Origin of the sequence: Polaribacter sejongensis (assembly GCF_038024065.1) — a bacterium.
Lineage (GTDB): Bacteria > Bacteroidota > Bacteroidia > Flavobacteriales > Flavobacteriaceae > Polaribacter > Polaribacter sejongensis.
On sequence record NZ_CP150667.1, the window covers coordinates 683,037 to 709,330 of the forward strand.

The following is a 26,294-nucleotide window of genomic DNA, read 5'->3' on the forward strand; positions in this document are numbered from 1 at the left end:
TTATGATTTTAATTTAATTAAACTAACATAAAACTAACAAATACTTAAACTTTTTTATCTTCGAAAACGATTTCGCAGTGTCCAATCTTAGAAATTAAACTATTTTCATCTACTTTGTTTAATTTTGAGACAAATTTCCCTTCTATTATTTTGTCTTCATATTGGTATGCAACGTCTTGTTTATGATCAGCATATCTATGAATAACATCGTAGAAAATTTTATCATTATTCGGAATGTTAAAATAATCCTCATAATTGATAAACGAATTTGAGTTTGCTATGTGATGCAGTCCTTGTAATATAGAAAAGAAAGTATATTTTCTAGACTCTTCCCTGTCGTAGTCATCCGGATAATGACCAGATTCAATTAAAATAGTGTTATATCCTAATTTTTGAAAATTATCTCCTGTAGCTGTCGGGTAAAATTCATCCGTATATCTACCAATAAAATTAGGAATCACGTTCTGTAGCATCGCATTCATGCTTACAATCACATCCATAGTAGCTATCCTCCCTTTTGTAAGTCCTCTTGTAATTTCTTCCGAAGGAGCTAAAAAAGATATCGTTGCAGGGTTTTTAGTTCCTTCTACGCTAAAAATAGTTCTCTGATCGTGTAGGTTGAAACAAAACTGCGGATTAAAATCTTCTAGAATGCTGCGCAATAGTCTGCTTTCTTTTGCTTCTCTATTTACGGCATCTCTATTTAAATCAACATTATTGGCATTAACTCTAGTGTATGCAAGTGCGCCATCTGGGTTTAACATCGGTATAAAAACCAACGTACATTCTTCTAGTATTTTTGTAAAAGTACTCTCAGATGAATTTAAAATACAGTTAAAAAGATCAAACAATGCTCTTGTACCTGTGCTTTCGTTTCCGTGCATTTGAGACCATAATAATATTTTTTTAGAGCCCGTACCAATTTTTAATTGATGAATAGGTCTGTCTTCTTCTGAAGTACCAATTTTTGAAACCTCAAATTTTGAAGCGTATTTAGAAAATAAATTTTCGATGTCTTTATAGGTAATCCATTTTCCTTGTAGCGCATTTTCTTTTTCTACGGAATAAATATTTTCTAAAAAATCGATTGGTAAAGTATTCATGGTATGCTAATATTTTTTTTCAAAAATAAAGAATTTTTAAAAGCTAACTGTCATATAAATTTAATCATATCTATAATTATTTATAAAAAAGAAGCTCTAAGGATTACAATAATTACCGTTTTAAAATATTTTTTAATTGAATAATTGATGGTCATTTATGCATTTACAATTGTTAATAGTTTACAAGTTACAATTGTAAATTCATTACTTGTTACAAATGTAAATAGAGTTTTCAGATGAGTGTGTTACTTTTGTAAATTGCATTATGTAATCAGTACTATTCATATTGTTCTTAAGTAAAAATAGATAATAAAACCTTATAGTTAAATATTAAAACATTATCATTTAGATGTTTATGTAGTTTACCTGAAGTTTTACTTAATGTGGTAAATCACTATTTAAACTGTTTACAATTATATCTTTTGTTACTGTCATTAGATTGTATACATTTGTATAAAGAAACATTATTACAATGGTAAACATATCTGAATTTACTACACGTTTAAAACAAGTGATGGAATTTCATCAATTATCTGCCTCTATGTTTGCAGATAAGGTTGGCGTACAACGCTCCAGTATTTCCCATATCCTATCCGGAAGAAATAAACCAAGTTTAGACTTTATCCTAAAAGTAACTACAGAATTTAATGATGTAGATATGTATTGGTTGCTGAACGGAAAAGGTAGTTTTCCAAAAAATGCAGAACCGAAGGCAGCTACTGCTCCAACTTTTTTTAACGACACTTCGCCTGAAACTGTTGGAAAAAAAATACAACGTATTGTCGTTTTTTATTCTGATGGTACTTTTGATGAATATCAGAAATGATAAAAAAAATCTTCTTATTAAACTTCAAGTTATAGAATTAGTATAATTTAGTATTTATGAATACAATTGATATTAGAACCGTAAATGTTGTGCAATACTTACAACCTTTACGAGAAGGCGGATCTTTGCCTGCAATCGTAAAAGCTGACGATGGCTTTTTATACGTACTTAAATTTAGAGGTGCAGGTCAAGGTAAAAAAGCATTGATCTCAGAATTTATAGGAGGAGAACTAGCAAGAGCAATTGGCCTACATGTTCCTGAACTCGTTTTTATGAATTTAGACGATTCTTTTAGTAAAACAGAACCTGATGAAGAAATTCAGGATTTATTAAAATTTAGTGTCGGTTTAAATTTAGGATTGCATTTTTTATCGAGCGCAATTACGTATGATCCTTTAGTTTCTGAGGTTGATGAATTTACAGCTTCTAAAGTAGTGCTTTTAGACAGTTTGATTAGTAATATTGATAGAACTGCAAAAAATGCAAACCTGCTAAGTTGGAATAATGAACTTTGGATTATTGATAATGGAGCCAGTTTTTACTTTCATCATAATTGGGCGACTTGGGAAAACCATTTGACAAGAACTTTTCCTTTAATAAAAGACCATGTACTTTTACCTAAAGCAACCAAATTACAAAATGCAGCATCAGAAATTAAACTAGTTATTAATAACGCTGTAATAGAAGATATCGTTGCTAACATTCCTGAAGATTGGTTAATTAATGAAGGCGATGTTTTAAAGCCAGAAGAAATAAGAGCTGCGTACATTCAATTTTTAAATGCGAAACTTTTAATGATAGACGAACTAGTTAAAGAAGCAGAAAATGCAAGATAAAGTTACATTTGAATATGCTATTATTAGATTGGTACCAAAAGTAGAACGCGAAGAATTCTTTAATATAGGAGTCATATTATTTTCTAAACGAAAAAAGTTCTTGGATATAAAATACCACATCAATGCTGATAAACTAAAAGCATTAGCACCAGAATTAGAGTTAGAGATTTTAAACAACTATTTAAATGCTTGGAAACTAATTTGTGAAGGAAAAGTTGCAGGTGGTAAAATTGGTGAATTTGAAATATCAGATCGTTTTAGATGGTTAGCGGCCTGCAGAAGCACCATTATACAGAGTTCTAAAACGCATCCGGGTTTATGTGATGAGCCCGAGAAAGATTTGAATGATATTTTTGACAAATATGTTTTGTAAAAAATAATAATTATGCATGGATCGTTTGGAGCATTAACTACATTAATTAAAAAACAGGAAGCTGCTAAAAACAGAAAAGCTTCTTTAAAATATGAACTTCAAAAAAGAAGAGAAAGTTTACTGCATAGCAAACCTGAACAAGAGTTAGAATTTCCTGAGATTTCTAAAACAGAAATGAAAATTTTAAAAGAAGAAATTAGAAAGAAATATAAAGCAGCCCGCATTAAAAACATAGCAGTTAATTTTTTTTTAATCATTTTTGTGCTGCTTATCTTTTATTTAATCGGAAGTATTAGAAAGTAATCTATCCAAAATAATACTTTACAAATAATAATTATATGGAATTATTAAAGACAATTTTAGAATTTGAACTCTTTAGTTTTGAAGAATACAGCTTAAAAATAGGTGCTTTATGCCTAGTGCTATTAATTTACTTAGTTACAAAAGTTGCTTTGTGGTTGTTAAAAAAATCTTTATTTAGAAATAAAAGTGTAGATGAGTTTAGTAAAGGAAATACCTATTCATTATTCCAGATTATAAAATATATAATTTGGGTACTTTCATTTGGTTTTATGTTAGAGGCCTTAGGTATTGAAGTAACCCTTTTAATAGCAGGGTCTGCAGCATTATTAGTTGGGGTTGGACTTGGTTTACAACAAACGTTTAATGATGTTATTTCTGGTATTATTTTGCTTTCTGAAAGGTCTATTAGAATTTCAGATGTTTTAGAAATTGATGGAGATACTGTGAAAATACAAGAGATTGGTTTGCGAACATCCAAAGGATTAAATACAGACGATATTTCTATTATTATCCCTAATTCTTTAATCACTACTAATAAAGTAATTAATTGGAGTCATCAAGCTAATTTGAATCGTTTTAGAATTGATATTAGAGTTTCTTACAATTGTGATGTAGAATTTGTAATTAAAATTCTAGAAGAAAGCGCTAGAGAGCATGCGGAAGTTAGTATAAATAAAAAGGTAGAAGCACGATTATTGAGTTTTGGAGAATCGTCTTTAAATTTTCAAGTATTGTTTTATAGTAGTACCATTTTTAGATCTGATAGAATGAAAAGTGACATCCGTAGAGTTATAAGGCGTAAGTTTGTAGAAAATAACATTGCAATTCCTTTTCCACAAATGGATGTACATGTTAAAACGAAGTAATCATTAAAAAAAATGATAAAAAAACAATAATTAAATTAAACCCTAAAGGGAAATATCAGTCCTTATAATATATTTTAAAATTAAATAATATCATGGCAAAAAGAAAGACGCCCTTCTCATTTCAAATTAGAATTATTCACAGATATTTAGGTTATTTTTTAGCCGGAATTATGTTTGTATACGCATTAAGCGGAATTTTAATGGTTTTTAGAGACACTGACTTCCTAAAAACAGAAGTAATCACCGAAAAGAAATTAGCACCAAATTTATCTGCACGAGACCTAGCTCCTATTTTTAAAAAAGGCGCAAAAGTATTAAATAAAGAAGGTGATGTTTTATATTTAAAAAATGGAAATTACAATCAAAAAACTGGAGTTGCTAACATTAAAAAAATGCAATTGCCATTCGTGCTTAATAAAATGGAAAAACTACATAAAGCAAATACAAGTAGTCCTCTTTATTTTTTAAACATCTTTTTTGGAGTCTCTTTACTATTCTTTGTTTTTTCTGCTTTTTGGATGTATACACCAAAAATGCCTGTTTTTAAAAAAGGAATGTATTTTGCTGCTGGTGGAATTCTACTAACAATTATTCTGTTGTTCGTTTAAAAAAGAACTGAACTTTTTTTTAATAATATAAGATATACTCAAAACAGCTTTAATAATTGTTTTGAGTATTTTTTATACGTACAAATATTTTAAATTCTAGTTCGCTTATTGCTTAATATCCTCTAATCCCCATTTGTCTAAACTCCTCAAAATACCTTCTAAAGATTGTCCTCTTTTGGTTAATGTATATTCCACCTTTGGCGGAACAACAGGGTAGACTTTCCTAGAAATCAATCCATCTTTTTCTAATTCTCTTACAGTTTGTGTAAACATTTTGTTAGAAATACCTTCAATATGTTTTTGTAAAATACCTGAACGCAATCCTCCTTTTAGTAAATGAAACAAAACTAAAGGTTTCCACTTTGTGCCAATTAAATTCATAGTGTAATTTAGCGGACAAGTAATTTTTTCTATCAAAATTTATTATTTATTTTACTGATAATCATTAATTTACTCTTTTTTGCAACTATACTACTTTTTGGTAAGTTATTGCCCAATAGGCAAATATAGATTAATTTTGTAATGTAAATTAGAAATTATGAAAACAAAACAAGAGTACCCAAAATCATTTTCACATATAGGTCTTACCGTTCCAAATATTAAAGAAGCAGTAAAATTTTATTCAGAAGTAATGGGTTGGTATATTATTATGGAGCCTTCTGTAGTTAAAAAAGAAACTGCCATTGGTTTAATGTGTATTGATGTTTTTGGTGAAGATTGGGAAGAATTCGAAATCGCACATTTATCTACTTCAGACGGAATTGGAGTTGAGTTATTTTCATTTCCACAAGGCATAAAAGAAGCACCAGAATTTAATCCTTTTAATACAGGGCTTTTTCACTTTTGTATTCAAGATCCAAATATCGAAGAATTAGTTGATGAAATAGTTGCTTACGGAGGCAAACAAAGAATGCCAATTAGAGAATATTATCCAAAAGATAAACCTTTTAAAATGTGTTATGTAGAAGATCCTTTCGGAATCGTTTTTGAAGTGTATACACATAGTTACGAGTTAACCTATTCTTCTGGAGCGTATGCAAAATAAAAACAATTAACTTAGCAACTTACGTTGATTTTGTTTCAGTATTAAAACCGAAAAAAATTAACGTAAAGTTATAAAAAGCTAAGAATGAAGAAAAATGTTGCACTTATAATACTCTTATCATTTTTGATTTCCTGTAAATCAGAAAAGAAAAAAGAATTTGAAAAAGAGGTTAAAATAGAGACTTTTATTACTGATGATTTTGAAATTATAAAACCAATTGAAGATTCTAAAGCTGTATTAATTTTATTTGGTGGTTTTGGAGAAAAAGCTGTCGATATAAAAAGAGAGTTCCAGGTTTTAGACATTGCTAAAAAGAATCAAATAAGTTTGGTTTTAATGAATTATAGCAACAAACTTTGGCTTGAGGAAAATGACAAAAAGAACTTAGCAACACTTTTACAAAACACTTTAGAGAAACATAATTTAAGCCATAAAGATATTTATATTGGCGGTTTTTCAAGTGGAGGAATTGTAAGTTTACTAATCAGTAATTATATTACCGGCATGAAAGAGTTTTATATTGATCCTAAAGGAGTTTTTATAGCGGATTCTCCTATTGATCTTTTAGCATTGTATAAAGCTTCTGAAATAAATATAAAAAAGAATTTTTCTGACGTAGCTGTTCAAGAAAGTACTTGGATACTTCAGCTATTTAATAAAGAACTAGGAAACCCAAAAGATGGAATTTCTAATTACGAAAAACATGCAGTATTTACTTCTGAATCTAATTACACTAAGAACCTCAGTAATTTAAAAAACACTAAAATTAGATTATATACTGAACCAGATCTAAATTGGTGGAAAGTAAATAGAAAGACTGATTTTGAACAAACAAATGCGTATTACATTCAAAAATTATCTAAATCTTTACATAAACTTGGTTTTAAAGATGTAGCATATATTGCTACAAAAAATAAAGGTTATAGAGCTAATGGTGATAAACATCCTCATAGTTGGTCTATTATTGATAAAGAGAATTTATTTAATTGGATATTGAATAATAATTAGTTCTAGTAAAGGGGCAATGTTTACAAACAAGTTTTAGCCCTGATTGAACGGTTTGTTTGAGCTCTTTTTTATCCTTATAAAAGGATAAAAAAAGCGAGTAGTGAAAGCAGGAAATAGCTTCTAAAAAAATTACACTTTTAAATAATTTGCTATTAATGTATTTTCTAAAGTTATTTTAGGAACTTTAAAATCGAAATATTCGTGTAAAGGAATTTCAAATCCTTTGTGATTTAAGTAATTATTTAAAGCAGAATTTAATCCTTGGCTGTATAAATGATGCTCTGCTCCTGTTGGATCTTCGTGATACAAATCATTTTCTGCAAAACCTTTAAATTCCGGACCAATAATATTAATTTCAAATTCATCAGGATTTTTACCAACCGGACTGTGGCTTGTACACGCAAATTGATGCCAAAATGCAGATTGAATACAATTATGATAAAATAACTGACGCACAACTTCTAAAGAATCGATGGTTTCTTGCGCTGTTTCTGTAGGAAAACCAAACATTAAATACGCATGTACCATAATATTTTCATCAGAAAAAGCCTTGGTAACTCGTGCAACTTGACCGATATCTACACCTTTTTTCATCTTTGCCAACAATCTATCAGATGCAACTTCTAATCCGCCAGTTACGGCAATACAACCAGATTTAGAAAGTAAAGCACATAATTCTGGTGTAAACGTTTTTTCGAAACGAATATTTGTCCACCAAGTAATGTACACTTTTCGCTCCATTAACTTGTTTGCTAAAGCTCTTAGCATTTTTGGAGGCGCAGCTTCATCCACAAAATGAAAACCTGTAATACCTGTTTCTGAAATTATTTTTTCAATTTTATTTACTAAATCTTCTGCGGTTGTGTTTTCGTAATTACCAATATAATCTAAAGTTACATCACAAAAAGAACATTGCTTCCAATAACAACCATGAGAAATAGTGAGTTTGTTCCATTTTCCGTCAGACCACATTCTATGCATCGGATTCATTACATCTAAAAAAGACAAATACTTTTCTGTAGGCAAACCAATATAACTTGGCGCTGGTAAATTCTTATGATGGAAAATGGTATTTGGCAATTTATTTGCATAAATCACTTTGTTATCTCTACAGATATAAGTTCTCTCTAAAGACTCCTCTCCTATTTTTCCGCCTAAAAATTCTGTAATTTTTAACAACGGACCTTCACCATCATCTAAAGTGATAAAATCTACAAAATCAAAAATTCTTGGGTCTGATAATCTTCTTAATTCGGTGTTACAATAACCACCACCCATTCCTATTTTAATCTCTGGATAATTTTGTTTTATAAACTGCGCACATCGCAAAGCAGAAAATAAATTACCAGGAAAAGGAACTGTAAAACAGATTAAATCATACGAATTTTGTTGTAATTTCTCATCTAAAATATACAACATTTCGTCTTCTATCAACGTAGTTTCAAACTGTAAGCAGTCGTCTAACACATCAAAACTAGAAGCAGCTCTACCAATTTGTTCTGCATAGCGTGTAAAGGAGAAAAATTCATCTACATTCACATTGATGAAATCACCCAATTCTTCTACAAACAAGGTAGCAATATGTTTTGCTTTGTCTAATATTCCTAATTTCCCAAACTCAGTACTTAAATCTTTATCTAATTTTATTCGCCTATGTCCGTGTGGTAAATAATCTTTATGTACTATTTGATATGCAGCTGTAACTTCTTGCACTCGCAAATAATCCATTACAGAATCTACTTTATTAATGTATTCTTCCTTTTGTTTCCAAACCAAAGGCAATTCTTTATTGCCCAACATTGCTGCTTGTTTAAAAATAGCGTCTATAAATTCTTTGGTAAACACAGCCGTAAACAACTCGATACTTAAATCCATTTGTGTTGTGGGTACGTCTTTAGAATCTAAAAATCCTTTGATGTATGCGGTTGCAGGATACGCCGTGTTTAATTGTGTAAAAGGCGGAGTAATTAAAAGTGTGTTTATAGACATAAATAAAATAAAGTGCAAAGATACTATCTGATTAGGGAACTGTGGTTAAAACTTTGGATGGTTTTTATGCATGACGCTGTGGAAATAGATTTTTGGTTGATAAGTTGTTATAACCTACTTTTTAACTTTAGATTATTATGAGTGAAAAATATTAAATTCGCTATATATCGTCGAATCCTATTTTAAACCTTAGCTGTAATTAAAAATGCTAAAATGGAAAATACATTTTTGATAGTAAAGATTTTTCGGAAATTAAAGTTTTTTAAATTATTAAGATTTATTTTGAATTAAAATCACTTAACTCTGCAAATAAATTAATTCACTATATAGTGCCTAATAAGATTTTTAAAAGTTCAAACAAATAAAAAAAAGTGAAAAGATTCAACAACATAGAGTTAATTCAGCATTTGGTAGATTCACCAAACTGGAACTTAATTGAGTGTTTTATGAATGAATTTCGATCAAAAGTTGATTCTACTTTTATCTGTAATACCGTTCAAATAAAACATAAAAAAGAATTTAAATATGAATTTCAGTTAAAGGATACAAAGGAGAAATCTAAAGATTTTTTTGGAACACATAAAAGACATGAATTTGCACTTTCTCTAGGGAAAAAGCATTTCACTTTTTACATTAGATTATGGTTTGATAAATTTGAAGAAAAAAAAGATTTTACATATCTAAAGGTTACACCTACTAATAGTAAAAACAAAGAAATAGAGAAGTCTAAAAAAGAAGGCTATATAAAAGAAGTTAAATCCCCAGAAGACATTAATGAATTAATTAACTTTATATTTTTTAAATGCTTAGGTAACTACATTGAAAAACCAATAAATAAGAAGATTGAAACTATTAAGAGTCAAGAAAAATATCGACAAGAACTCGAAAAAGAAATTGAGGAATCTATAAAATTAACTAAAAACGAAAGGCTAAAAAAATCGGCTAATTACAATAAAATTCCAAAACAAATAATTATAAATAAAGTTGATTATCAAAGAAATCCATTTGTTATAATTGATGCTTTGAAAAGAGCAAAAGGAAAGTGTGAAAAATGTAATAAAGACGCTCCTTTTATCAGGGATAAAAACAATTCTCCATATCTTGAAGTTCATCATAAAATACCATTATCTGAAAAAGGAGAAGACACTTTAAAAAACGTAGCAGCTTTATGTCCAAATTGCCATAGACATGCGCACTACGGAAAGAGTACATATTAAAAACAAAAAGAGATTCAATTTGCCAGTAGAGATAAAAGAAACGAGAATAAAATGTTACAAATGCATGCGGTCTTCAAGTACTTGTATTTGCGAGCATATTAATACATTGCAAACTCAGACACGATTTGTTATTTTGATGCACCCAAAGGAATATAAAAAAGAAAAAAAAGGAACCGGCTATATGACGAATCTTCAACTTGAAAATTCAGAAATAATAGTAGGTGTCGATTTTACTAATAATAAACGGATCAATGAAATATTAGCAAAAGAAAATAGTACGTTTTTCTTATTATATCCGGGTAAAGAAAGCTTTAATTTATCGACAAGTAATAATACTGAAACGCAAACGGTTATAGGAACTAATGCACATATTTTTATTTTGGATGGCACTTGGCCTTGCGCTCGTAAAATGCTAAAATTGAGCACCAACTTGCAAGCCCTAAAAAGAGTGAGTTTTGATAATCAGATTAAATCGAAATTTATTATTAAGCAACAGCCAGATCCTCTTTGTTTAAGCACCATAGAGTCGGTTTATACAGTTTTAAACTTATTAAAAGAAGCCGACTTAGAGCAATGTAATACCAAAAAATTTTTGATTCCTTTTTATAAAATGATAGCATATCAACTAGAATATACGCTAGACCCAACTAGTAAAAACTATGGTGCTGCAGAAAATAGCGCAGAAATTTCCAAGAACCTGTATAAAAAAACTACAGAGCGAAGTATCATTTTTGAACAGTAATAAATAGATTTACAGAAACTATGTAGTTTTCTAGGTGTTTGCTTTTAATCAATTTTAGTAATGCTTAAAAATATTCTTTTAAAATTAATTAGAATTCTACTTTAAGTTTTAATATTAATTTCACATAAAACAGCCTAATAAATATTTACATTTGAAATATCGCTAAAAACTAATTACAGAAAATAATGAATAACCTAAGAGAACAAACGGACGCAAAAATAGCAGCAGGAAGAAAAAACAATCCTAATTTTATGAAAGGAGTTGATGAAATTATAGCCAAGGCAAAAGCTTTTGAAGATGGAAAAAATGCGCTGAAAGTAGGAGAAAAAGCTCCTTTTTTTGAATTACCTAACCCTGAAGGAAAATTAATTTCTTTAGGTTCTTTATTAGAAAATGGTCCTCTAGTAATTACATTTTATCGTGGTGATTGGTGTCCGTATTGCAATTTACAACTAAGAGCTTTACAAGCAAAATTGAGCGAAATTAAATCTTTGGGAGCTACATTAGTTGCTATTAGTCCGCAAGTACCAGATGGTTCTTTGACAAAAAGTGAGATTAGTGAAATGGATTTTATTGTTCTGTCTGACCAAGATGCAAAAGTAGCATCAGAATATGGTGTTGCTTGGGAAGTACCAGAGTTTTTAGCAGAACACATGCGAGCTGATCGTGGTTTAGATTTAGAAAAAATAAACAATGGAAATGGTAGTGTGTTGCCAATACCAGCTACTTTTATATTAAAATCTGATGGTGTAGTGGCTTGGAACTATGTAAATGTAGATTATAGAACACGCTCTGAACCAGAAGAAATTATTAAGGCTTTGAAAAAGATGTCTTAAACAACAAATAAAACTCTTTTTTTAAATCTGAATAAAAGCCGGTTTATTCTTGTGGCTTTTACTATTTAAATGAACAAAACTTGTATTAAGAACACTAATTTTAATTTCTAAGATTAGTGGTCTCGATACAAGTTTTTTTATCAAAATAATATTTGAATAATATTATGGAAGTTAACTTAAACTAAAAATATACAGTAGGTTAATCAACAGTTATCTATAATAACTTTGCCATTCCTTCCTTAATAATTTCTGTATTTCTAACTTTATTCTCTGTGTTTTTGGTTTTTTGATCATTTATCATGGTTCTCATTAAATTGATTACCACTTTATCAAAATTAAAGGATTTATATTGATTTCCTTTCACTACCATATCTTCTACTAAATTCTGAATTGCCTCAGAATTATTGCTTTCAGAGATTTGTTTAAATGCTTTTTGATACAAACTTTTGGTAGTATCGTCTCCAGTTAAAAACATTCCAGATAACACACTCTTTGCTATAAAAGGAAGTTCTTTTTCGTCTTTTTCTTCAATATAAATTCGTGTTAGTGGCGTTGCCAATATCTTTTTAATTTCATCTGGTAACTCTTTAGATTTAGCAATTGCTGTAGGTTTATCTATATAATACATAGCAACCAAAGATTTCCCTATAACAGAATACGATTTACTTTCCAGTCCTTTTTCGAAGATTGTTTTTAACGCTGGGTCTGTTAATTTACCCAAAGTTTCAATTGCTGTTGCCTGCACCAATGTTTTATCATCATTATTAGCCATTTGCATTATTTTACTAATGGCATCTTTTTTAGAAAACTTATTAATTAAGTCGATTTTCTGTAAAGCAAGTATTCTAATTTTGTAAGAAGCATCACTCATTGCAGCTTCAACAGCATTAAAGGCATCTTTTTCTTCCTGTTTCTTAGCTACTTCTAACAAAGCTTCTCTTCTATGTTGATAGTTCTCTGCATTTTTTAACTGAAATATATAATCATTTAAAACCTTGTTTTCTGTTATTTCAGATAATAAAACCCCGTCAGCATTTATCTGAATTAACGTTGGCTGTTTTGTGTAAGGAAACGTAAAAGAAGCGTCATTTCCATTTACAAAAACGTTATGTCTTGTTTTTTTTCCATTTTCAAAAATATCAATGGCTAATGGGAATTTAAACTCATTTACATTTAACTGTAACAGGTTTACAGTTACTTTTTTCTGAATGGTGTTATAGTCGTAAGAAACCTCTATTCTTGGGTGTCCAGCACCAAAGTACCATTGGTTAAAAAACCAATTTAAGTCTTTACCAGTTATTTTCTCAAAAACCAATCTTAATTGATGTACTTCTGCTGCTTTGTATTTATTTTCATTTAAAAAAGTTTTTAATCCTAAGAAAAAAGCTTCATCACCTAAATAATTTCTCAACATATGTAAAATAGCACCACCTTTATTATAGCTTACTAAATCGAACATATCTTCTTTGTCCACGTAATTAAAACGAACCAAATGTTTGTCAGTATTTTGTCCACTTAAATACGCCTGACTATCTTCAAATAAGTGCATGTCTGCATCTAATTTCCCATATTTATGTTCTCTCCATAAATACTCGCTATAATTAGCGAAAGATTCATTTAAAGTTAAGTTAGACCAACTTTCTGTAGTTACTAAATTACCAAACCAGTGATGAAAAATTTCGTGTGCAATAGTATTTTCCTGTACGTTTTCATCAATTAATTGACCTGGTGTTTGGTATGCTTGTTCTCCGTGAATTACAGCTGTTGTATTTTCCATGGCACCAGAAACGTAATCTCTTCCTACAATTTGACTGTATTTATTCCAAGGATATTCTACGCCTAAAATATCAGAAAAGAAACCAATCATTTCTGGAGTTAGACCAAAAATATCTTTGGCATACGGAGCATATTCTTTTTCTACATAGTAATCTACAGGAATATTTTTATAAGAATCTTTAATAACCTCATACTCTCCTACTCCCATAAAAAATAAGTAAGGCGCATGCTTTTGATCCATTTTCCAATAATCGGTTCTGTTTGTTCCGTTCTTAATTGAACTTTCTAATTTTCCGTTAGAAAGTGTCACAAACTTATCTGGAACGGTGATATAAATTTCTTGTGTAGTTTTTTGATTCGGACTGTCTATAGTAGGAAACCAACAGCTACTTGCTTCCGTTTCACCTTGTGTCCAGATTTGAGTTGGCTTGTTTTTATCTAAACCATCAGCATTTATAAAATACAATCCTTTTGCATCAGTTATTGCTGCGCTTCCTTTCTGTTGTACTTTTTCTGGGCGTGCAGTGTATTTTATATAAAGCGTAAATTCTTCGTCTTTTTTATATTCTTTTGGTAAATCAATAACAATGCTACCGTCATCATAATTATAGTCTAAGTTCTTGTTATTTAAAGAAACTTGATGAATTAGCATCGCTTTTGCATCTAATGTAATTTTATTAGTTGCATAAAAATGAGGTTTTGCAGTAACCCAAGCTTCCCCGTTTAATTGTTTTTCGCTAAAATTAAAATCTACTTTTAATTTTGTGTGCACCAAACTGTGAATTTTATCTCTTTCTGGTTTATAGGTTTTATAAGTTTGAGAAAAACTTATTGAACTCATCAATATTAAAAGGAGAAATGAAACTTTTTTAATTATCATAAATAGTGTTATTATTAAAACAAAATTAGCAAATACGATACCATATAACGTTAATTACCCGTTAAACTAGTTCGGGTCATTAATAAAATCATAAACTTGAATATTAGAATTTATACTATAATTTTCATTCATGCCAAGACTAAAGTAGATTTTACCATTTTTTATAAACATAGAATGACTCAATAGTTTTTGCAGCATTGGTGTTTTCTCTGTCCAAGAATTTGAGATTAAATTATACTCATACAATCTATGTTCTATTCCCCCATCTGTATAACCACCACTAAAATATAAATTTCCTTTAAAATATTTTAGAGCAACATTATTGTAAGTTCCTGAAAAATTCCTTGGTCTTCCTATATTATTCCAAGTATCATTCGTAATATCAAAATAATATCCACTTCCTTGCACTGGATTTATAAATATTTTATTGTCTCCAAAAGTAATATTCTCAAAAGATATATTTAAATCTGATGGTTTATTTAAATCTTCAAATGTTTGATTTTTTAAATTATATTTTATAAAATTTATTTTATCATATTGTTTTGCATAAATAAAATCACCAACTACAATACCTGTTTTTATACTTATGTTTTTTAGATTTATTAGATTCCATTCTTTAGTATTTGTGTTGTAAGTATGTAACTGGCTTCCAATTGCATATTTTGCGATTCCATTTTCCAAAGAAACAAATGTGCTTTCTCCAAAAAGAGGGGTATTAAAAGGAGGCGAATTTGTATCGAAAACTTCCCATTTATGTTTTATTAACGAAAACTTAAAAACACCATCATTATTACAATAATACCAATTTTCTTCATCAGAAAAAGTAATGTGTTTTTTATAATAACGAACATCATTCTCAAAAGCATCTTCAAAAATATCATAAGGTTCGATACCATTAAAAGTACCTAAATCAAATTTTTGGTCACCACTTGAAGCTGTAATTTTAAAACTTGGTTTTAATTTATTAAAATAAGGTAATCTAAACGTAACTTTTTCATCTTCCTCACTTATTTGAAAAACATAAAAATTATCTGCAGTTATTTCTAGTTTTTTAAGATTTTTCCCTTGAATTTCATAAAGGTCTTTTCTGGTACCCATATTTTTATTTAAAGAAAAAACTTCTGTTTTTTTAATATTATATTCTATTTCATTAGATTTTTGCCCAGCAGTAATTACGTAAAGTTTATGCTTTCCTGCAGTTGTATTTATATTTAAAGGAAATTCTATTTTACTATTATTTAGCGTATAAGTTGAATTTGATTGAAAAGGCACTTCTTCATTATCTATATAAACTTTTGTAAAACTTCTATATGCAAAATTATTTCCTGTTAAAATAATATGATCATTATATAAAAACTCTTCTTTATTTACCGAAGTTATTTCTGGTTTATGAATTTTAACCAATTTAGAATCTTCTCCAAACTGTGTTTTAATTTTAATCTCTAAACTACCAGGTGTTGTTAGATTATATCCCCAACTATAAAAATCAATGTCTAACCAACTATTTAGAGATAAACCTAAATTACCTGATACATCAACTTCACTTTTAACTCCAAATGTTTTTGCTCTTCCTCCTATTTCTATATCATCATCTAAAAAACTTTCTGTTTTTATCACAAAATTAGTTTCGTTTAAATGATAAATCTCTTTATTGAAACCTTTGATAACTGGAGGTTTTATTTGAACAGGTTCTTCAATCGTAAAGTCATTAAATTCTAATTTTACTTTTGGCTCTGTTTCGTTAAAATATCGGTCAATAAAAATTTTAACTTCGTTTTTTTTATGACTTACTATACTTTGAAAACTATTTCCTACATATACTTTTAATTGAGAGTTCTTCTGTTTAAAATAATTTCCTTTGATGGTTAAAGTGTCTAGAAAACCAACTTTTTGTGGCAATAAGCTCTCTATAAATGGAGTTGTTGTTTGGAAATATTTTTCCTTTTCAATTACTTTATCAATTACCTTTAATTTAAAATTTACTTTACCTATAGATAAATTTTTAGGGATTTTAACTGAAAAACTATCTATGGAATTACTATTTAAAACTTCTACTTTTATATTGTCTATCCAAACTTCAGAGATTGAGGAATGAATGTTTTTCCCATAAATGGTTAATTCATCTCCTATATATTTTTCTCCAGAACTTAAAGAATCTAAAATAGGTTCATCTATCGTAAATTCATCTTTTATTTGCGTGGTTGTGTTACAGGTTTTAAGAGTTAAAGGAAGTGTTGATTCTTTTAAATAAGCAGGAATAGTACCTTTAATTAAAGTATCTGATTCAGAAATAATATCTAATTGAGAAAATTGACCAAGGTAAACACTATTCCTAAAATCTTCTACACAAAAGTTTTTACCAATAATTTGAATTGTATCATTTATAAACCCATTTTTAGGTAAAATTTCATTTACTGTTATAATAGAAGTAAATAAACTTTTGAAAGTGATAGTATCTCCATAAATATATTTGTCTTGAAACTTAATAAATGGATAGGTTTTATAAATAGAATCTTTTAATAAACCTTGTGAAATAGCTGCTGTAAAATGAGATGCTTCTAAAACCCCAAAGTTAATTTTTCTTTTAGGAGTTGATTTTTTATACCAAAAAACACCATGTTCTTCTAAAAATTTATTTTTTGAGTCTGAAAATTCTAAATCAACTTGAGTTTTTATAAAATTTTCATTATTCTCTAAAATAGTATGTGAAATAATTTTTACATCTGGAATTACTTTTTCCTCAACACTTTCATTAGATTCACAAGAAATAATAAGAAAAAAGAGACATATTAATAAACTAATCTTTAAATTCATATTTTTTAACAAATATAATAACAAAAAAGCTGTAACTTCTAATGAAATTACAGCTTTTACAGATAAAAAAATTAAGTTCTATTTCCCTTTAAAAATGGCACTAAAATGATCTAGATTCACATTGTCTCCATCAAATTTTACGCTATTCATCATTTCTATAATTTTAGCAGGATTCATGTTATCGCCTAATAAACGGGCAACTCCTACTCCAATTTCATTACCGTAACCAAAAGCAATTACTTCATCTATAGATTCAGTATCACCAGTATAATAAATGCTTACATTCATTCCTTGCGCTTTTAGAGACATTAAAGATTTATAATCTTCATTATCTTTAAAAATACTTTTTAATTTAATTTTCTCAACTTCATACGCAGCTTCATTTCCTTTAATTGGTAAAGCTACTACGTTAACTTTTCGAATACTTTTTAAGGTTTCTTTTACTTCTTCGGAAACATCTTCAGACTTTAATTGTAAAAAACTTGTAGGAATATCTACAGTTATGAAACCCGATTTTTCTTGGCTTTCTACTAAATATCCTTGTAATGATTTTTCATTTTTACATGAAGTAATCATCAAGACAAGTAATAAAAGAGAAAGTATTTTGGTTGTGTTTTTCATGATTTATTTTAAGTTTTTGTTGATAAAAGTGCCTTTTTGAGCCCAGTTGAAAATTATTGCTATCTTTTTAGAACAGATAAAGTTTCCGACTGCGCTCAAACAGACATTATTTTAATGATTTAATTTTTAGAAAAAGTATCCGCTAATTCAGACATTTTATTAATATCTATGTTTCCTGTTAAAGAAACAACGATCGCGTCTGCCTGTCCACTTGTTTGTTTATCAATACCTTTAATAAACATTAAAACTTCACTCACATAATCTTTGTTTGGTGTAGATTTTACGTAAATTTTCACACGAGAATTATCGTCCTTAATTCGCATTAACTGTGTTAAATTTTGTTTTTTAATTGCGGTATTTGCCATCGCTTCCATTTTGTTTGCGATGTCTGTGTCTTTGGTAGAAAACATTTTAAATTCTTTTAAATCTTGAATCATTTGAAAGACTTTCATACCTTCATTATCGTCTACTTGAACATTTTTAAATTTAGAGATTAACTCAAAAGCATCTTTGGTAACAACTACCATGTCTACTCCATTCATATCTTCTAAAGTGTCAAAAAAGGACTGTGCGCTGGTTACCATTGGGGCAATCACTAACGCTATTAATATTGCTATTTTTTTCATAATTTCTGTGTTTACTTGGCTTTACTATTGTTACTTGGTTTTTATTTTAATATTTTTTTTACGGTATCTTCATACGTGTATAAGGTTGCTACCGCTTGCTCTCCTTTTTGAAGGTTAGCAGATAAAAGCATTAACCCTTTACTTATTTGTTCGAATTGTTTTTTAGCTTGGTATCTTTCGTATTCTTGCTGACCAATAAATACACTAAATAATAAGACTACAGACGCAGCCACAGATAACCATTTTAAGTTGCTCTTTTTAGATTTCTTAGGTTCTAACTCAATGGTTTTTGTGTACGTTTCATCTTTGCTAGTAGCAAAATAGTTAAACATGTATTCGTATTCTTGCAAATGTGGTGCAACAGACCCTCCTGTAAAATAGTTTCTTAAGGTTGTTTCTTCTTGCAAAGACGTTTCTCCGTTTTCGTATTTTTCTACTAATTTTTCTATGTTAGCTAACTCCATAGTTATGTTTTTTAATTAATTGTTCTCTTATTGTTTTTCTTGCTCTAGATAGCGCAACTCTTACTGCTGTTGGTTTCATGTCTACCATTTTGCAGATTTCATCAAAATCATATTGCTCAATATCTCTTAATTGAATAATAATTTTTTGTTGCTCTGGCAATGCTTCTATCAATTGGTGTACTTGGTTTACACTGTCTCGATGTTCTACTTGCTTATCTAGAGACGTATCTTTTTCTTTATAATTACTGTGTATTAATGTTAAATTACTTGCTTGTTTACTTTTTAAACGGTCATAACAATAGTTTTTTGTCATGGTCATTGCAAACGCTTCAACATTTTTATAATCAGCAATCTTTTCTTTGCTTTTCCATAATTTAAAGATCAGCTCTTGTGTAGCATCTTCAGCTTCTTCTGTAGAAACTAAAAGTCTTTTTGCTAAACGGAAGACTTTATCCTTAAAGGGTAAAACAACTTTTAAAAAGTCTGACTGGTTCATTTGGTTTGGTTGATTTTTCTTGTAAACATATACTAGTTTTATATTGTTATTATCGGTTTACATAATTAAGACGATGCACAATATATTTTGTTACAACATATTTAAAAATAATACTATTTCTTTTTATATTGCGTTGTATTCTATAAACATAAATTCATGACGTTTAAATTATTCCCTAAAGTAATTGTCTTTTTTATAATTTCCCTACTCTTTATTAATTGTGATAAAAGTGAAGATGGCATTCCCACTGATTTAGAGGTTGAAAATTTTATTTGGGGTGGTCTAAATGCTTACTATTTATGGCAAAGTGATGTTCCTGATTTAGCTGATTTACGTTTTAGCAATCAGAATCAATTAAATAGTTATTTAGAAGGTTCTTCATCTCCAGAAAATTTATTTGATAATTTATTATACACAGAAGAAAATGGTTATGGTCTAAATGAAAAAGGGTACGACCGTTTTTCTTGGATTGTTGATGATTATGTAGCTCTAGAAAACTCTTTTGAAGGAATAAATCTAAGCACGGGAATGGAGTTTGGCATAAATCTTTTCAGCGTTAACGCTACCAATGTTTATGGGTATGTGAGATATGTAATACCTACTTCTGATGCAGATATAAAAGGAGTTACAAGAGGTATGATTTTTACGACTGTTAACGGAACACAATTAACTGAAAACAATTTTCAAAGCTTACTTTTTAGTAATAATACCAATTTAGAAATTGGTTTGGCAGATTTTAAGGATGGAATTCCTATAGCTAATGGCACAACAATTTCTTTAACAAAAGAACTCGTAACAGAAAACCCTGTTGCAATTTCTAAAGTTATTAATGATAGTGGTAAAAAAATTGGTTACTTATTATACAATCAATTTTCTAGTTCTTTTGACGGAGAGTTAAACGCAGCTTTCAATTATTTTGAGACACAACTTGTAGATGATTTAATTATAGATTTACGTTATAATGGTGGTGGTTCTGTTAGAACAGCAACTTATTTAGGTAGTATGATAAGTACACAACCTACTGATAACGTTTTTTCTAAACAAGTATGGAATGAAAAAGCGATGAAAGTCTTTAACCCTGATAATTTGATTGATTATTTTCCAAATGAAATAAAGAATACCGATGAAAATGGAGCTGTTATTTTGCAAGAATCTATAAATAGCTTAAACCTTGCTACAGTTTATTTTATAGTTTCAGGTAGTACCGCATCAGCCTCAGAATTGGTTATAAATGCTTTAAGACCTTATATAAATGTTGTGCTTGTAGGTACAACAACACGAGGGAAACAAGTAGGGTCTATTACTTTATATGACTCTGAAGATTACTCTAGAACAGGTGCTAATTTAAATGTTAATCATACATATGCAATGCAACCTATTGTTTTAAAAATATCTAATAAAGACAATCAAGATGAAATTAATGGCTTTACTCCAGAAGTAACATTACCAGGAGTTGAATTAGCAGAAGATTATGGTAATTTAGGTGATTTAGGAGATCCTTCAGAGCCTTTATTAGCAATAACTATAGAATACATAACTGCCCCCGAGGCAAAAGGAGTTTTTAAAACAAATGTTCAAGAAAGTCCAGAAATTTATAATTCTAAACTTGCTACTCCAGCAAGTAATAATATGTATGTAGATTTAAAATAATATATCTTAAAAATAGAATAAAAAAGTAATTGTAAATACAACTGCTTTTTTATTCTATTTTTTTTGTTTCCACTATCTCCGCTAGCGCGAGCGTCCCGCTCGTGTCTATACTCATAACGTGTTATTTTATTAAAAATCTAGTCATCAAAACATCTTATAAATGCTTTTTGTAACTTGCTTGCTGCCTTTTTATTAATTTGTCACGAGCGAGACGCTCGCGCTAGCGTGAATGCTATTTCTATGGTAATGTAACATTATTTGTACAGATCTTAACTCAACAACTCCGCTGTCGCTAGCGTGAATACAAATTCAATAGTTATGTAACTTTGTTTTTTCGTAATCTAATTCAAATCTATTTCTAAGATACTTGAGTCGTTATTTCCATAATTTCTAGCACTACTATATTTCCAATCTATAACATCCGTTACAAAACCAGTTTCTACAGGATTATTATGAATATATTTAAGTTTTTGCTCAAATACCTTTAAAGACCAAATTTCAATTGGTTGGTTATGCTGTTGCCAAAACTGTCTATTTGTAATGTTACTATTCTTTCTTCCAGCTCTATCAAACATCCATAGCATCCAGTCTTTTCTGCTTTCTTGTGAGTTTTCTTCAATAATTTTCAACATTTTTTTTGAAGTAAAACCTTTAAAGTCTCTAATTAATCCAGAAGGATCATTTAATGCAGAACGAAAAATTAAATGTATATGACTTGGCATTATACAATATCCATAAATTTCCATTCCCTTATTCTTTCTACAATAATCTAAGGATTCTATAATACACCAAAAATAAGCATCTCTTGTAAATACATCTATCCAATTTACCGTAGCAAAACTGATAAAATAAGCTCCTGATTTTTCTCCAAATTTATATTTTCTGCTCATATATTTAAGTTTATTATGTTTACCTGCTGGCTCGAGCGTCCCGCTCGTGCCCACACAATATAAACATACTATTTTAGACTAAAAAACAATCATTATAATGACTCAAACAAGTGTTGTGAAAATCGCTTCTTGTATTTTATTTGTTGTTACACGAGCGAGACGCTCGCGTTAGCGAAGGGTACTTGCTCAATCGTTATGTGTTATTATTGAATAATCTAAATAAGCTTATCCGTTGGCTCGAGCGTCCCGCTCGTACCCACACAATATAAACATACTCTTTTAGAAAAAATACAATCATTATAAATGACTCAAACAGGTGTTGCGAAAATCGTTTGTTGTATTTTATTTGTTGTTACACGAGCGAGACGCTCGCGTTAGCGAAGAGTACTCGCTCAATCGTTATGTGTTATTATTGCATAATCTAATTAATTTTATCCGCTGGCGCGAGTGTCCCGCTCGTGCCTACACTTTATAAACATACTAATTTAGAAAAAATACAATCACTATAAATGACTCAAACAAGCGTTGCGAAAATCGTTTGTTGTACTTTATTTGTTGTGTCACGAGCGAGACGCTCGCGCTAGCGAAGCTTTTATGAACACTATATCTGAAGCATAAAAACTAATTTACTTATAAATTTAAGTCCTCTAAATCGTCTAAACCTTCTTCAATTTCTTGATCTGTTAAAACATCAGGTCTAAATTCACTCATTAACTCCTCTCTTTTAGACTTTGCGTATTTATAACCGGATTTCCACCATTTACGCATTAAAGTTTCATCAAAAACTAAAGAGTTTGTAGTTAAAACTGTTGGAGTATAATACAAGTTTAGTTTAATATTTTTATTAGTAGCTGCTAATTTACCAATGGTAATATTGTGTCTTTCTACGTGTGCTAACATAAAATCGAACACATCAAACAATAAGGAAAAAGGGTTTGTAGCGGGCAACTTGTTAAACTGAGTAACTTCTGTTTCTAAAATAATAGCATCAATTTCTGTGGCGCCTCTTAAAATAGCTTCTCTAATAGGCACTAAAGACCCAAAACCACCATCAGCATACTGACAATTATTTTTTTCTAACAAACTCATAAAAGGCACATAGTTGCAAGAACCCCAAATCCAATCACAAAAATCATCATAGGTACACTCATTTATAGACTTATATTCAATTTGATTGGCTGTTAAATTAGAAACTGTTACAACAACCTCTTTGTTATTTTTTCTAATTTCATTATATATTTCTTTGGTGATTTTTTTCTTAATTAAAGTTCGTAAGTTTTTACTTTCTCCAAAAGTTTTTCTTCCGTTTAAAAAGTTCCAAAAGGTATTTAAATGTCGAATTGTAACCACTTTTTCTCCAGCTACTTTTTTTATTTTAAAAGGATTATTACTAAAAATAGTTTTCTGATTTACATTCGTATATAATTCCTTTAGTTCATCTAATTTGCCAAGAGCTAAGTGAGAAACCATTAAACTTCCCGTAGAAGTACCAATGTATATGTCGTAATCTTTTTTTTCTTTTTTCATTAAGTATTGCGCAACTCCTCCTGCAAATGCTCCTTTACTTCCTCCTCCTGAAATTACCAATGCTTTTTTCATTATCTAAAAATGATTTGTTATATTTTAGTGCTATAAAAGTATCAAAAATGAAGAGAATAATCATATTTATTTTTGGTTTCCTAGGTTTGGCATCTTGTGCAGTCAATTATCAACCTAGAGAAATCAATGCTATTACCGTAAAAGAGTTTAAAATAGACAGCGTTAGCATTCGTGCAATTCAGGTTATCAATAAGCATGAAGTTATGTATGCGGGTTCTAATGGAGATGTTGGTTTCTTTTCTGATAGTGAAGATTCTGAGTTGACACCAGGGGTATTAGAAGTGAAATATCAAGATTCTATTCGCCCGAATTTTAGAAGTATCGCATCTAATAATAAAGCTATTTTTGCTTTAAGTATTGGTAATCCGGCTTTATTATATCATCTTTCAGATGGAAAAGCAACCTTAAAATATTCAGAGCATCACGAGAAAGTTTTTTATGATGCTTTACAGTTTTTTGATGATAACCAACACGGAATTGCAGTTGGGGATCCTACAGGAAACTGTGCATCTATTCTTTTAACTTCGGATGGCGGAGATACTTGGCATAAAATTCCGTGTGCTAATTTACCAGAATTTGAGGATGGTGAAGCCTTTTTTGCAGCAAGTAATACAAATATTAAAACCATTGGAAGCACAGTTTGGATTGCATCCGGAGGAAAAAAAGCACGCGTTTTAAAGTCTGATGATTATGGAACTACTTGGCAAATTTACAACACGCCAATTGTACAAGGAGATGGACCACAAGGTATTTATTCTATTGATTTTGCTGATAAAAATAACGGTATTGTAATTGGTGGTGACTACTCAAAACCATTAGAAAACAAAGCCAATAAAGCCATAACAGATGATGGTGGACTCACTTGGACTATAGTTGCAGACGGACAAAACCCTAATTACAAAAGCTGTGTGCAGTATGTGCCTAAAACCAACGGAAAAGAGGTTTTTGCTGTTGGTAAAACAGGAATTTCATTCTCTAATAACGGAGGTCTAACTTGGGTAGAAGTCAGTAAAGAAGCCTATTACGCTATTCAGTTTGTAGATCGTAAAACCGCTTGGTTATCTGGGAATAATAAATTAGGGAAATTGATTTTAGACTAATGTCACAAAATAGTTAAACTATTTTTTAATAATTAAATGCTTTAGATTTTCATTTACACACCAAAACGGGAATTAAATACCAATATTATCAGCTTTTTAACGAATATGGCTAAGAATTAATAAGTAATATTTTTACTTTAAAACGAAATAATTCAATGGTTTTTATTTACCTTTAGTTAGGTTCATCAACCTTATCAAAAAAAAAGTATATTTGCCTTCGATTTTAATTTATGGCACTTAAAATGATCTCCAATAGTTAGATATCAAATCCTTTTATTTGAGATACGGTAGCGCCTATAATTTCTATCTTTTTATAAATAATTCAAAAATTAAATAGTATGAAACAATTAATTACAGCAGTAGCAGCAATTTTAGTGAGTACAGCATCTTTTGCACAATTTCAAGTATCAGCAAGTAGCGGTTACGCAATGAGTAGTGCCGGAATGCTTACAGGAACTACAACAACTACAACAACCACAGAAAACAATTATGGTAGTTACGGAGAAGGTTCAAATTTTCAATTAAGAGGAACTTACTTTTTTAATGAGAAATTTGGTGCAGAAATAGGTGTAGGATATTTACATGGTGCAGACCAAACTATTAATGAAACATCTATACCAGGTGTTGCGGAAGTAAATGCAGTTGCAAGAGCACGTGCATTTGGAGCCTCTGCTTCTATGGTATATAATTTTACAAATAACTTTTACGGACGTATTGGTGCTTTAATAAAAGTTGGTGGTAAAACAGAAGCGGTTGTTTATAATAAAGCTTTCTTAAGTGAGCCACAATACAATGCTTTAGGTTTAACTAGTGGTTCTTATTCTGAAACAAATTATGTAGAAGATTATCACGGACAATTTCCTTTAGGTTTTGTGGCTGCATTGGGTTATTCTTATGATTTAAACGAACATTTTGCTCTTTTTGTGGAAGCAGAATATTACGGAATCAGTTTAAAAAGAAAAGATTCTGAAATAGCAGAGTTTAATACAGATATTTATGCAGCTGATGAAACCGTTGCATACGCTAGTGTTAATTCATTAGACAACTTGCCTGCAGGTTTTTATGAAAAAACAACGTATGTAGACGAATTACCTCATAACAACACAGACCCTTCAAAAAAACTATCTCAAAAAGTACCTTATTCTTCTTTCGGATTAAACTTTGGAGTTACTTATAAATTTAGTGGTTCTAGTAAAAAATAGTATTATTATTTAAGTACAAGTGGTTGTCTAAAAAGTTTTAAATCATGTTATACTGAACTAGCTTCAGATTGATGTAAAACTTCCTTTTAGACAACCATTTTTTTTTATCTTCTTCGGTTTTATTAAACAGTATCTTCTTACCTATTTCTTTTTAACTTCTTCTTTTTTATCATTGATAAAGATCAATTTCATCAACTTTAAGACCTTTTTTACTACGTAGATAATCTACTTAAAGATTCAAATAAACCTTGAATATTCAAGTAATTTACTCCTTTCTATTAGAATCTAATCACAAAAAAAGTCCTACCGAAGCAGGACTGATATTTTTATTTACATCATGTAGCTTTACGCTAATAACAAGTTTATTTCTTAATATGGTTCGTAATAAAAACAAAGTATAAAACACTAGCTTTAAGTAATCTAA

At 29.6% G+C, this 26,294-nt stretch carries 25 protein-coding genes; 14 read left to right on the plus strand and 11 right to left on the minus strand.

The annotated features are described in order from the left end of the window. Positions 1–44 precede the first annotated feature (44 nt). Positions 45–1,103 (minus strand): M14 family zinc carboxypeptidase, encoded by a 1,059-nt coding sequence (locus WHD08_RS02520; RefSeq protein ID WP_208889348.1) that lies wholly within the window; start codon positions 1,101–1,103, stop codon positions 45–47. Between the two features lie 472 nt (positions 1,104–1,575). On the opposite strand from WHD08_RS02520, the gene WHD08_RS02525 reads away from it, so the two are divergent. The 6 genes from WHD08_RS02525 to WHD08_RS02550 all read left to right on the plus strand — a co-directional run bounded on the left by WHD08_RS02525 (position 1,576) and on the right by WHD08_RS02550 (position 4,915). Then, on the plus strand, positions 1,576–1,929 hold the full coding sequence (locus WHD08_RS02525; RefSeq protein ID WP_208889347.1) for a helix-turn-helix domain-containing protein: 354 nt from the start codon (positions 1,576–1,578) through the stop codon (positions 1,927–1,929). Between the two features lie 56 nt (positions 1,930–1,985). After that, positions 1,986–2,765 (plus strand): HipA family kinase, encoded by a 780-nt coding sequence (locus WHD08_RS02530; protein ID WP_208889346.1) that lies wholly within the window; start codon positions 1,986–1,988, stop codon positions 2,763–2,765. Continuing rightward, positions 2,755–3,138 (plus strand): DUF3037 domain-containing protein, encoded by a 384-nt coding sequence (locus tag WHD08_RS02535; protein WP_208889345.1) that lies wholly within the window; start codon positions 2,755–2,757, stop codon positions 3,136–3,138. Before WHD08_RS02530 ends, WHD08_RS02535 begins: the two co-directional genes overlap by 11 nt. Before the next feature lie 12 nt (positions 3,139–3,150). Next, positions 3,151–3,441, plus strand: coding sequence for a hypothetical protein (locus WHD08_RS02540; protein WP_208889344.1), 291 nt, complete (start codon positions 3,151–3,153; stop codon positions 3,439–3,441). 35 nt (positions 3,442–3,476) lie between these two features. Continuing rightward, positions 3,477–4,307, plus strand: coding sequence for a mechanosensitive ion channel family protein (locus tag WHD08_RS02545; protein ID WP_165731227.1), 831 nt, complete (start codon positions 3,477–3,479; stop codon positions 4,305–4,307). Positions 4,308–4,399: 92 nt separating this feature from the next. Then, on the plus strand, positions 4,400–4,915 hold the full coding sequence (locus tag WHD08_RS02550; protein ID WP_208889343.1) for a hypothetical protein: 516 nt from the start codon (positions 4,400–4,402) through the stop codon (positions 4,913–4,915). Positions 4,916–5,020: 105 nt separating this feature from the next. Here WHD08_RS02550 and WHD08_RS02555 read toward each other — a convergent pair whose 3' ends face one another. Further along, positions 5,021–5,296, minus strand: a complete 276-nt coding sequence (locus WHD08_RS02555) for a winged helix-turn-helix transcriptional regulator (protein ID WP_208891241.1) — start codon at positions 5,294–5,296, stop codon at positions 5,021–5,023. A gap of 157 nt (positions 5,297–5,453) precedes the next feature. Between WHD08_RS02555 and WHD08_RS02560 the strand changes: the two genes are divergently transcribed. Continuing rightward, entirely contained in the window at positions 5,454–5,960 is a 507-nt protein-coding gene (locus WHD08_RS02560) for a VOC family protein (protein WP_208889342.1), read from the plus strand. An 84-nt stretch (positions 5,961–6,044) separates the two neighbouring features. Continuing rightward, positions 6,045–6,968: a hypothetical protein gene (locus WHD08_RS02565; protein ID WP_208889341.1), complete on the plus strand. Its 924-nt coding sequence runs from the start codon at positions 6,045–6,047 to the stop codon at positions 6,966–6,968. Between the two features lie 129 nt (positions 6,969–7,097). Here the strand turns inward: WHD08_RS02565 and WHD08_RS02570 are convergent, their stop codons facing one another. After that, positions 7,098–8,957 (minus strand): B12-binding domain-containing radical SAM protein, encoded by a 1,860-nt coding sequence (locus WHD08_RS02570; protein WP_208889340.1) that lies wholly within the window; start codon positions 8,955–8,957, stop codon positions 7,098–7,100. A 371-nt stretch (positions 8,958–9,328) separates the two neighbouring features. Between WHD08_RS02570 and WHD08_RS02575 the strand changes: the two genes are divergently transcribed. From WHD08_RS02575 to WHD08_RS02585, 3 genes are all read left to right on the plus strand, one after another. Then, entirely contained in the window at positions 9,329–10,174 is an 846-nt protein-coding gene (locus WHD08_RS02575; RefSeq protein WP_290248737.1) for an HNH endonuclease, read from the plus strand. A gap of 19 nt (positions 10,175–10,193) precedes the next feature. After that, entirely contained in the window at positions 10,194–10,916 is a 723-nt protein-coding gene (locus tag WHD08_RS02580) for a tRNA-uridine aminocarboxypropyltransferase (RefSeq protein ID WP_244183263.1), read from the plus strand. 185 nt (positions 10,917–11,101) lie between these two features. Continuing rightward, complete coding sequence (locus WHD08_RS02585; protein ID WP_208889339.1) at positions 11,102–11,752, plus strand: peroxiredoxin-like family protein; 651 nt, start codon at positions 11,102–11,104, stop codon at positions 11,750–11,752. 214 nt (positions 11,753–11,966) lie between these two features. On the opposite strand, the gene WHD08_RS02590 is transcribed toward WHD08_RS02585, so the two are convergent. From WHD08_RS02590 to WHD08_RS02615, 6 genes are all read right to left on the minus strand, one after another. Then, a complete protein-coding gene (locus tag WHD08_RS02590) occupies positions 11,967–14,369 on the minus strand; it encodes a M1 family metallopeptidase (RefSeq protein ID WP_244183262.1) in 2,403 nt (800 codons plus the stop codon). Between the two features lie 105 nt (positions 14,370–14,474). Next, complete coding sequence (locus WHD08_RS02595) at positions 14,475–17,222, minus strand: kelch repeat-containing protein (protein ID WP_340833435.1); 2,748 nt, start codon at positions 17,220–17,222, stop codon at positions 14,475–14,477. Positions 17,223–17,300: 78 nt separating this feature from the next. Continuing rightward, a complete protein-coding gene (locus tag WHD08_RS02600; protein ID WP_165731235.1) occupies positions 17,301–17,843 on the minus strand; it encodes a DUF4252 domain-containing protein in 543 nt (180 codons plus the stop codon). 119 nt (positions 17,844–17,962) lie between these two features. Beyond that, positions 17,963–18,469, minus strand: coding sequence for a DUF4252 domain-containing protein (locus tag WHD08_RS02605; protein ID WP_208889336.1), 507 nt, complete (start codon positions 18,467–18,469; stop codon positions 17,963–17,965). A 41-nt stretch (positions 18,470–18,510) separates the two neighbouring features. After that, positions 18,511–18,933 (minus strand): hypothetical protein, encoded by a 423-nt coding sequence (locus WHD08_RS02610; protein WP_208889335.1) that lies wholly within the window; start codon positions 18,931–18,933, stop codon positions 18,511–18,513. Next, a complete protein-coding gene (locus tag WHD08_RS02615) occupies positions 18,920–19,429 on the minus strand; it encodes an RNA polymerase sigma factor (protein WP_165731238.1) in 510 nt (169 codons plus the stop codon). The genes WHD08_RS02610 and WHD08_RS02615 overlap by 14 nt, the downstream gene beginning before the upstream one ends. A gap of 156 nt (positions 19,430–19,585) precedes the next feature. Between WHD08_RS02615 and WHD08_RS02620 the strand changes: the two genes are divergently transcribed. Beyond that, positions 19,586–21,079, plus strand: coding sequence for a S41 family peptidase (locus WHD08_RS02620; RefSeq protein ID WP_165731239.1), 1,494 nt, complete (start codon positions 19,586–19,588; stop codon positions 21,077–21,079). A gap of 341 nt (positions 21,080–21,420) precedes the next feature. Here the strand turns inward: WHD08_RS02620 and WHD08_RS02625 are convergent, their stop codons facing one another. Further along, a complete protein-coding gene (locus tag WHD08_RS02625) occupies positions 21,421–21,969 on the minus strand; it encodes an REP-associated tyrosine transposase (RefSeq protein ID WP_208889334.1) in 549 nt (182 codons plus the stop codon). 630 nt (positions 21,970–22,599) lie between these two features. Next, positions 22,600–23,568, minus strand: coding sequence for a patatin-like phospholipase family protein (locus WHD08_RS02630; RefSeq protein ID WP_208889333.1), 969 nt, complete (start codon positions 23,566–23,568; stop codon positions 22,600–22,602). Between the two features lie 47 nt (positions 23,569–23,615). Between WHD08_RS02630 and WHD08_RS02635 the strand changes: the two genes are divergently transcribed. Both WHD08_RS02635 and WHD08_RS02640 read left to right on the plus strand, forming a co-directional pair. Continuing rightward, on the plus strand, positions 23,616–24,668 hold the full coding sequence (locus tag WHD08_RS02635) for a WD40/YVTN/BNR-like repeat-containing protein (protein WP_208889332.1): 1,053 nt from the start codon (positions 23,616–23,618) through the stop codon (positions 24,666–24,668). A 338-nt stretch (positions 24,669–25,006) separates the two neighbouring features. Further along, the gene (locus WHD08_RS02640) at positions 25,007–25,870 is read left to right on the plus strand and encodes an outer membrane beta-barrel protein (protein ID WP_208889331.1); all 864 of its coding nucleotides are present in this window, start codon (positions 25,007–25,009) and stop codon (positions 25,868–25,870) included. Positions 25,871–26,294 lie beyond the last annotated feature (424 nt).

Excerpts from the sequence above, each read along its gene's own strand:
- WHD08_RS02520 (WP_208889348.1), bottom strand. The coding sequence starts at position 1,103 with ATGAATACTTTACCAATCGATTTTTTAGAAAATATTTATTCCGTAGAA.
- WHD08_RS02525 (WP_208889347.1), top strand. The coding sequence starts at position 1,576 with ATGGTAAACATATCTGAATTTACTACACGTTTAAAACAAGTGATGGAA.
- WHD08_RS02530 (WP_208889346.1), top strand. The coding sequence starts at position 1,986 with ATGAATACAATTGATATTAGAACCGTAAATGTTGTGCAATACTTACAA.
- WHD08_RS02535 (WP_208889345.1), top strand. The coding sequence starts at position 2,755 with ATGCAAGATAAAGTTACATTTGAATATGCTATTATTAGATTGGTACCA.
- WHD08_RS02540 (WP_208889344.1), top strand. The coding sequence starts at position 3,151 with ATGCATGGATCGTTTGGAGCATTAACTACATTAATTAAAAAACAGGAA.
- WHD08_RS02545 (WP_165731227.1), top strand. The coding sequence starts at position 3,477 with ATGGAATTATTAAAGACAATTTTAGAATTTGAACTCTTTAGTTTTGAA.
- WHD08_RS02550 (WP_208889343.1), top strand. The coding sequence starts at position 4,400 with ATGGCAAAAAGAAAGACGCCCTTCTCATTTCAAATTAGAATTATTCAC.
- WHD08_RS02555 (WP_208891241.1), bottom strand. The coding sequence starts at position 5,296 with ATGAATTTAATTGGCACAAAGTGGAAACCTTTAGTTTTGTTTCATTTA.
- WHD08_RS02560 (WP_208889342.1), top strand. The coding sequence starts at position 5,454 with ATGAAAACAAAACAAGAGTACCCAAAATCATTTTCACATATAGGTCTT.
- WHD08_RS02565 (WP_208889341.1), top strand. The coding sequence starts at position 6,045 with ATGAAGAAAAATGTTGCACTTATAATACTCTTATCATTTTTGATTTCC.
- WHD08_RS02570 (WP_208889340.1), bottom strand. The coding sequence starts at position 8,957 with ATGTCTATAAACACACTTTTAATTACTCCGCCTTTTACACAATTAAAC.
- WHD08_RS02585 (WP_208889339.1), top strand. The coding sequence starts at position 11,102 with ATGAATAACCTAAGAGAACAAACGGACGCAAAAATAGCAGCAGGAAGA.
- WHD08_RS02590 (WP_244183262.1), bottom strand. The coding sequence starts at position 14,369 with ATGAGTTCAATAAGTTTTTCTCAAACTTATAAAACCTATAAACCAGAA.
- WHD08_RS02595 (WP_340833435.1), bottom strand. The coding sequence starts at position 17,222 with ATGAATTTAAAGATTAGTTTATTAATATGTCTCTTTTTTCTTATTATT.
- WHD08_RS02600 (WP_165731235.1), bottom strand. The coding sequence starts at position 17,843 with ATGAAAAACACAACCAAAATACTTTCTCTTTTATTACTTGTCTTGATG.
- WHD08_RS02605 (WP_208889336.1), bottom strand. The coding sequence starts at position 18,469 with ATGAAAAAAATAGCAATATTAATAGCGTTAGTGATTGCCCCAATGGTA.
- WHD08_RS02610 (WP_208889335.1), bottom strand. The coding sequence starts at position 18,933 with ATGGAGTTAGCTAACATAGAAAAATTAGTAGAAAAATACGAAAACGGA.
- WHD08_RS02615 (WP_165731238.1), bottom strand. The coding sequence starts at position 19,429 with ATGAACCAGTCAGACTTTTTAAAAGTTGTTTTACCCTTTAAGGATAAA.
- WHD08_RS02620 (WP_165731239.1), top strand. The coding sequence starts at position 19,586 with ATGACGTTTAAATTATTCCCTAAAGTAATTGTCTTTTTTATAATTTCC.
- WHD08_RS02625 (WP_208889334.1), bottom strand. The coding sequence starts at position 21,969 with ATGAGCAGAAAATATAAATTTGGAGAAAAATCAGGAGCTTATTTTATC.
- WHD08_RS02630 (WP_208889333.1), bottom strand. The coding sequence starts at position 23,568 with ATGAAAAAAGCATTGGTAATTTCAGGAGGAGGAAGTAAAGGAGCATTT.
- WHD08_RS02635 (WP_208889332.1), top strand. The coding sequence starts at position 23,616 with ATGAAGAGAATAATCATATTTATTTTTGGTTTCCTAGGTTTGGCATCT.
- WHD08_RS02640 (WP_208889331.1), top strand. The coding sequence starts at position 25,007 with ATGAAACAATTAATTACAGCAGTAGCAGCAATTTTAGTGAGTACAGCA.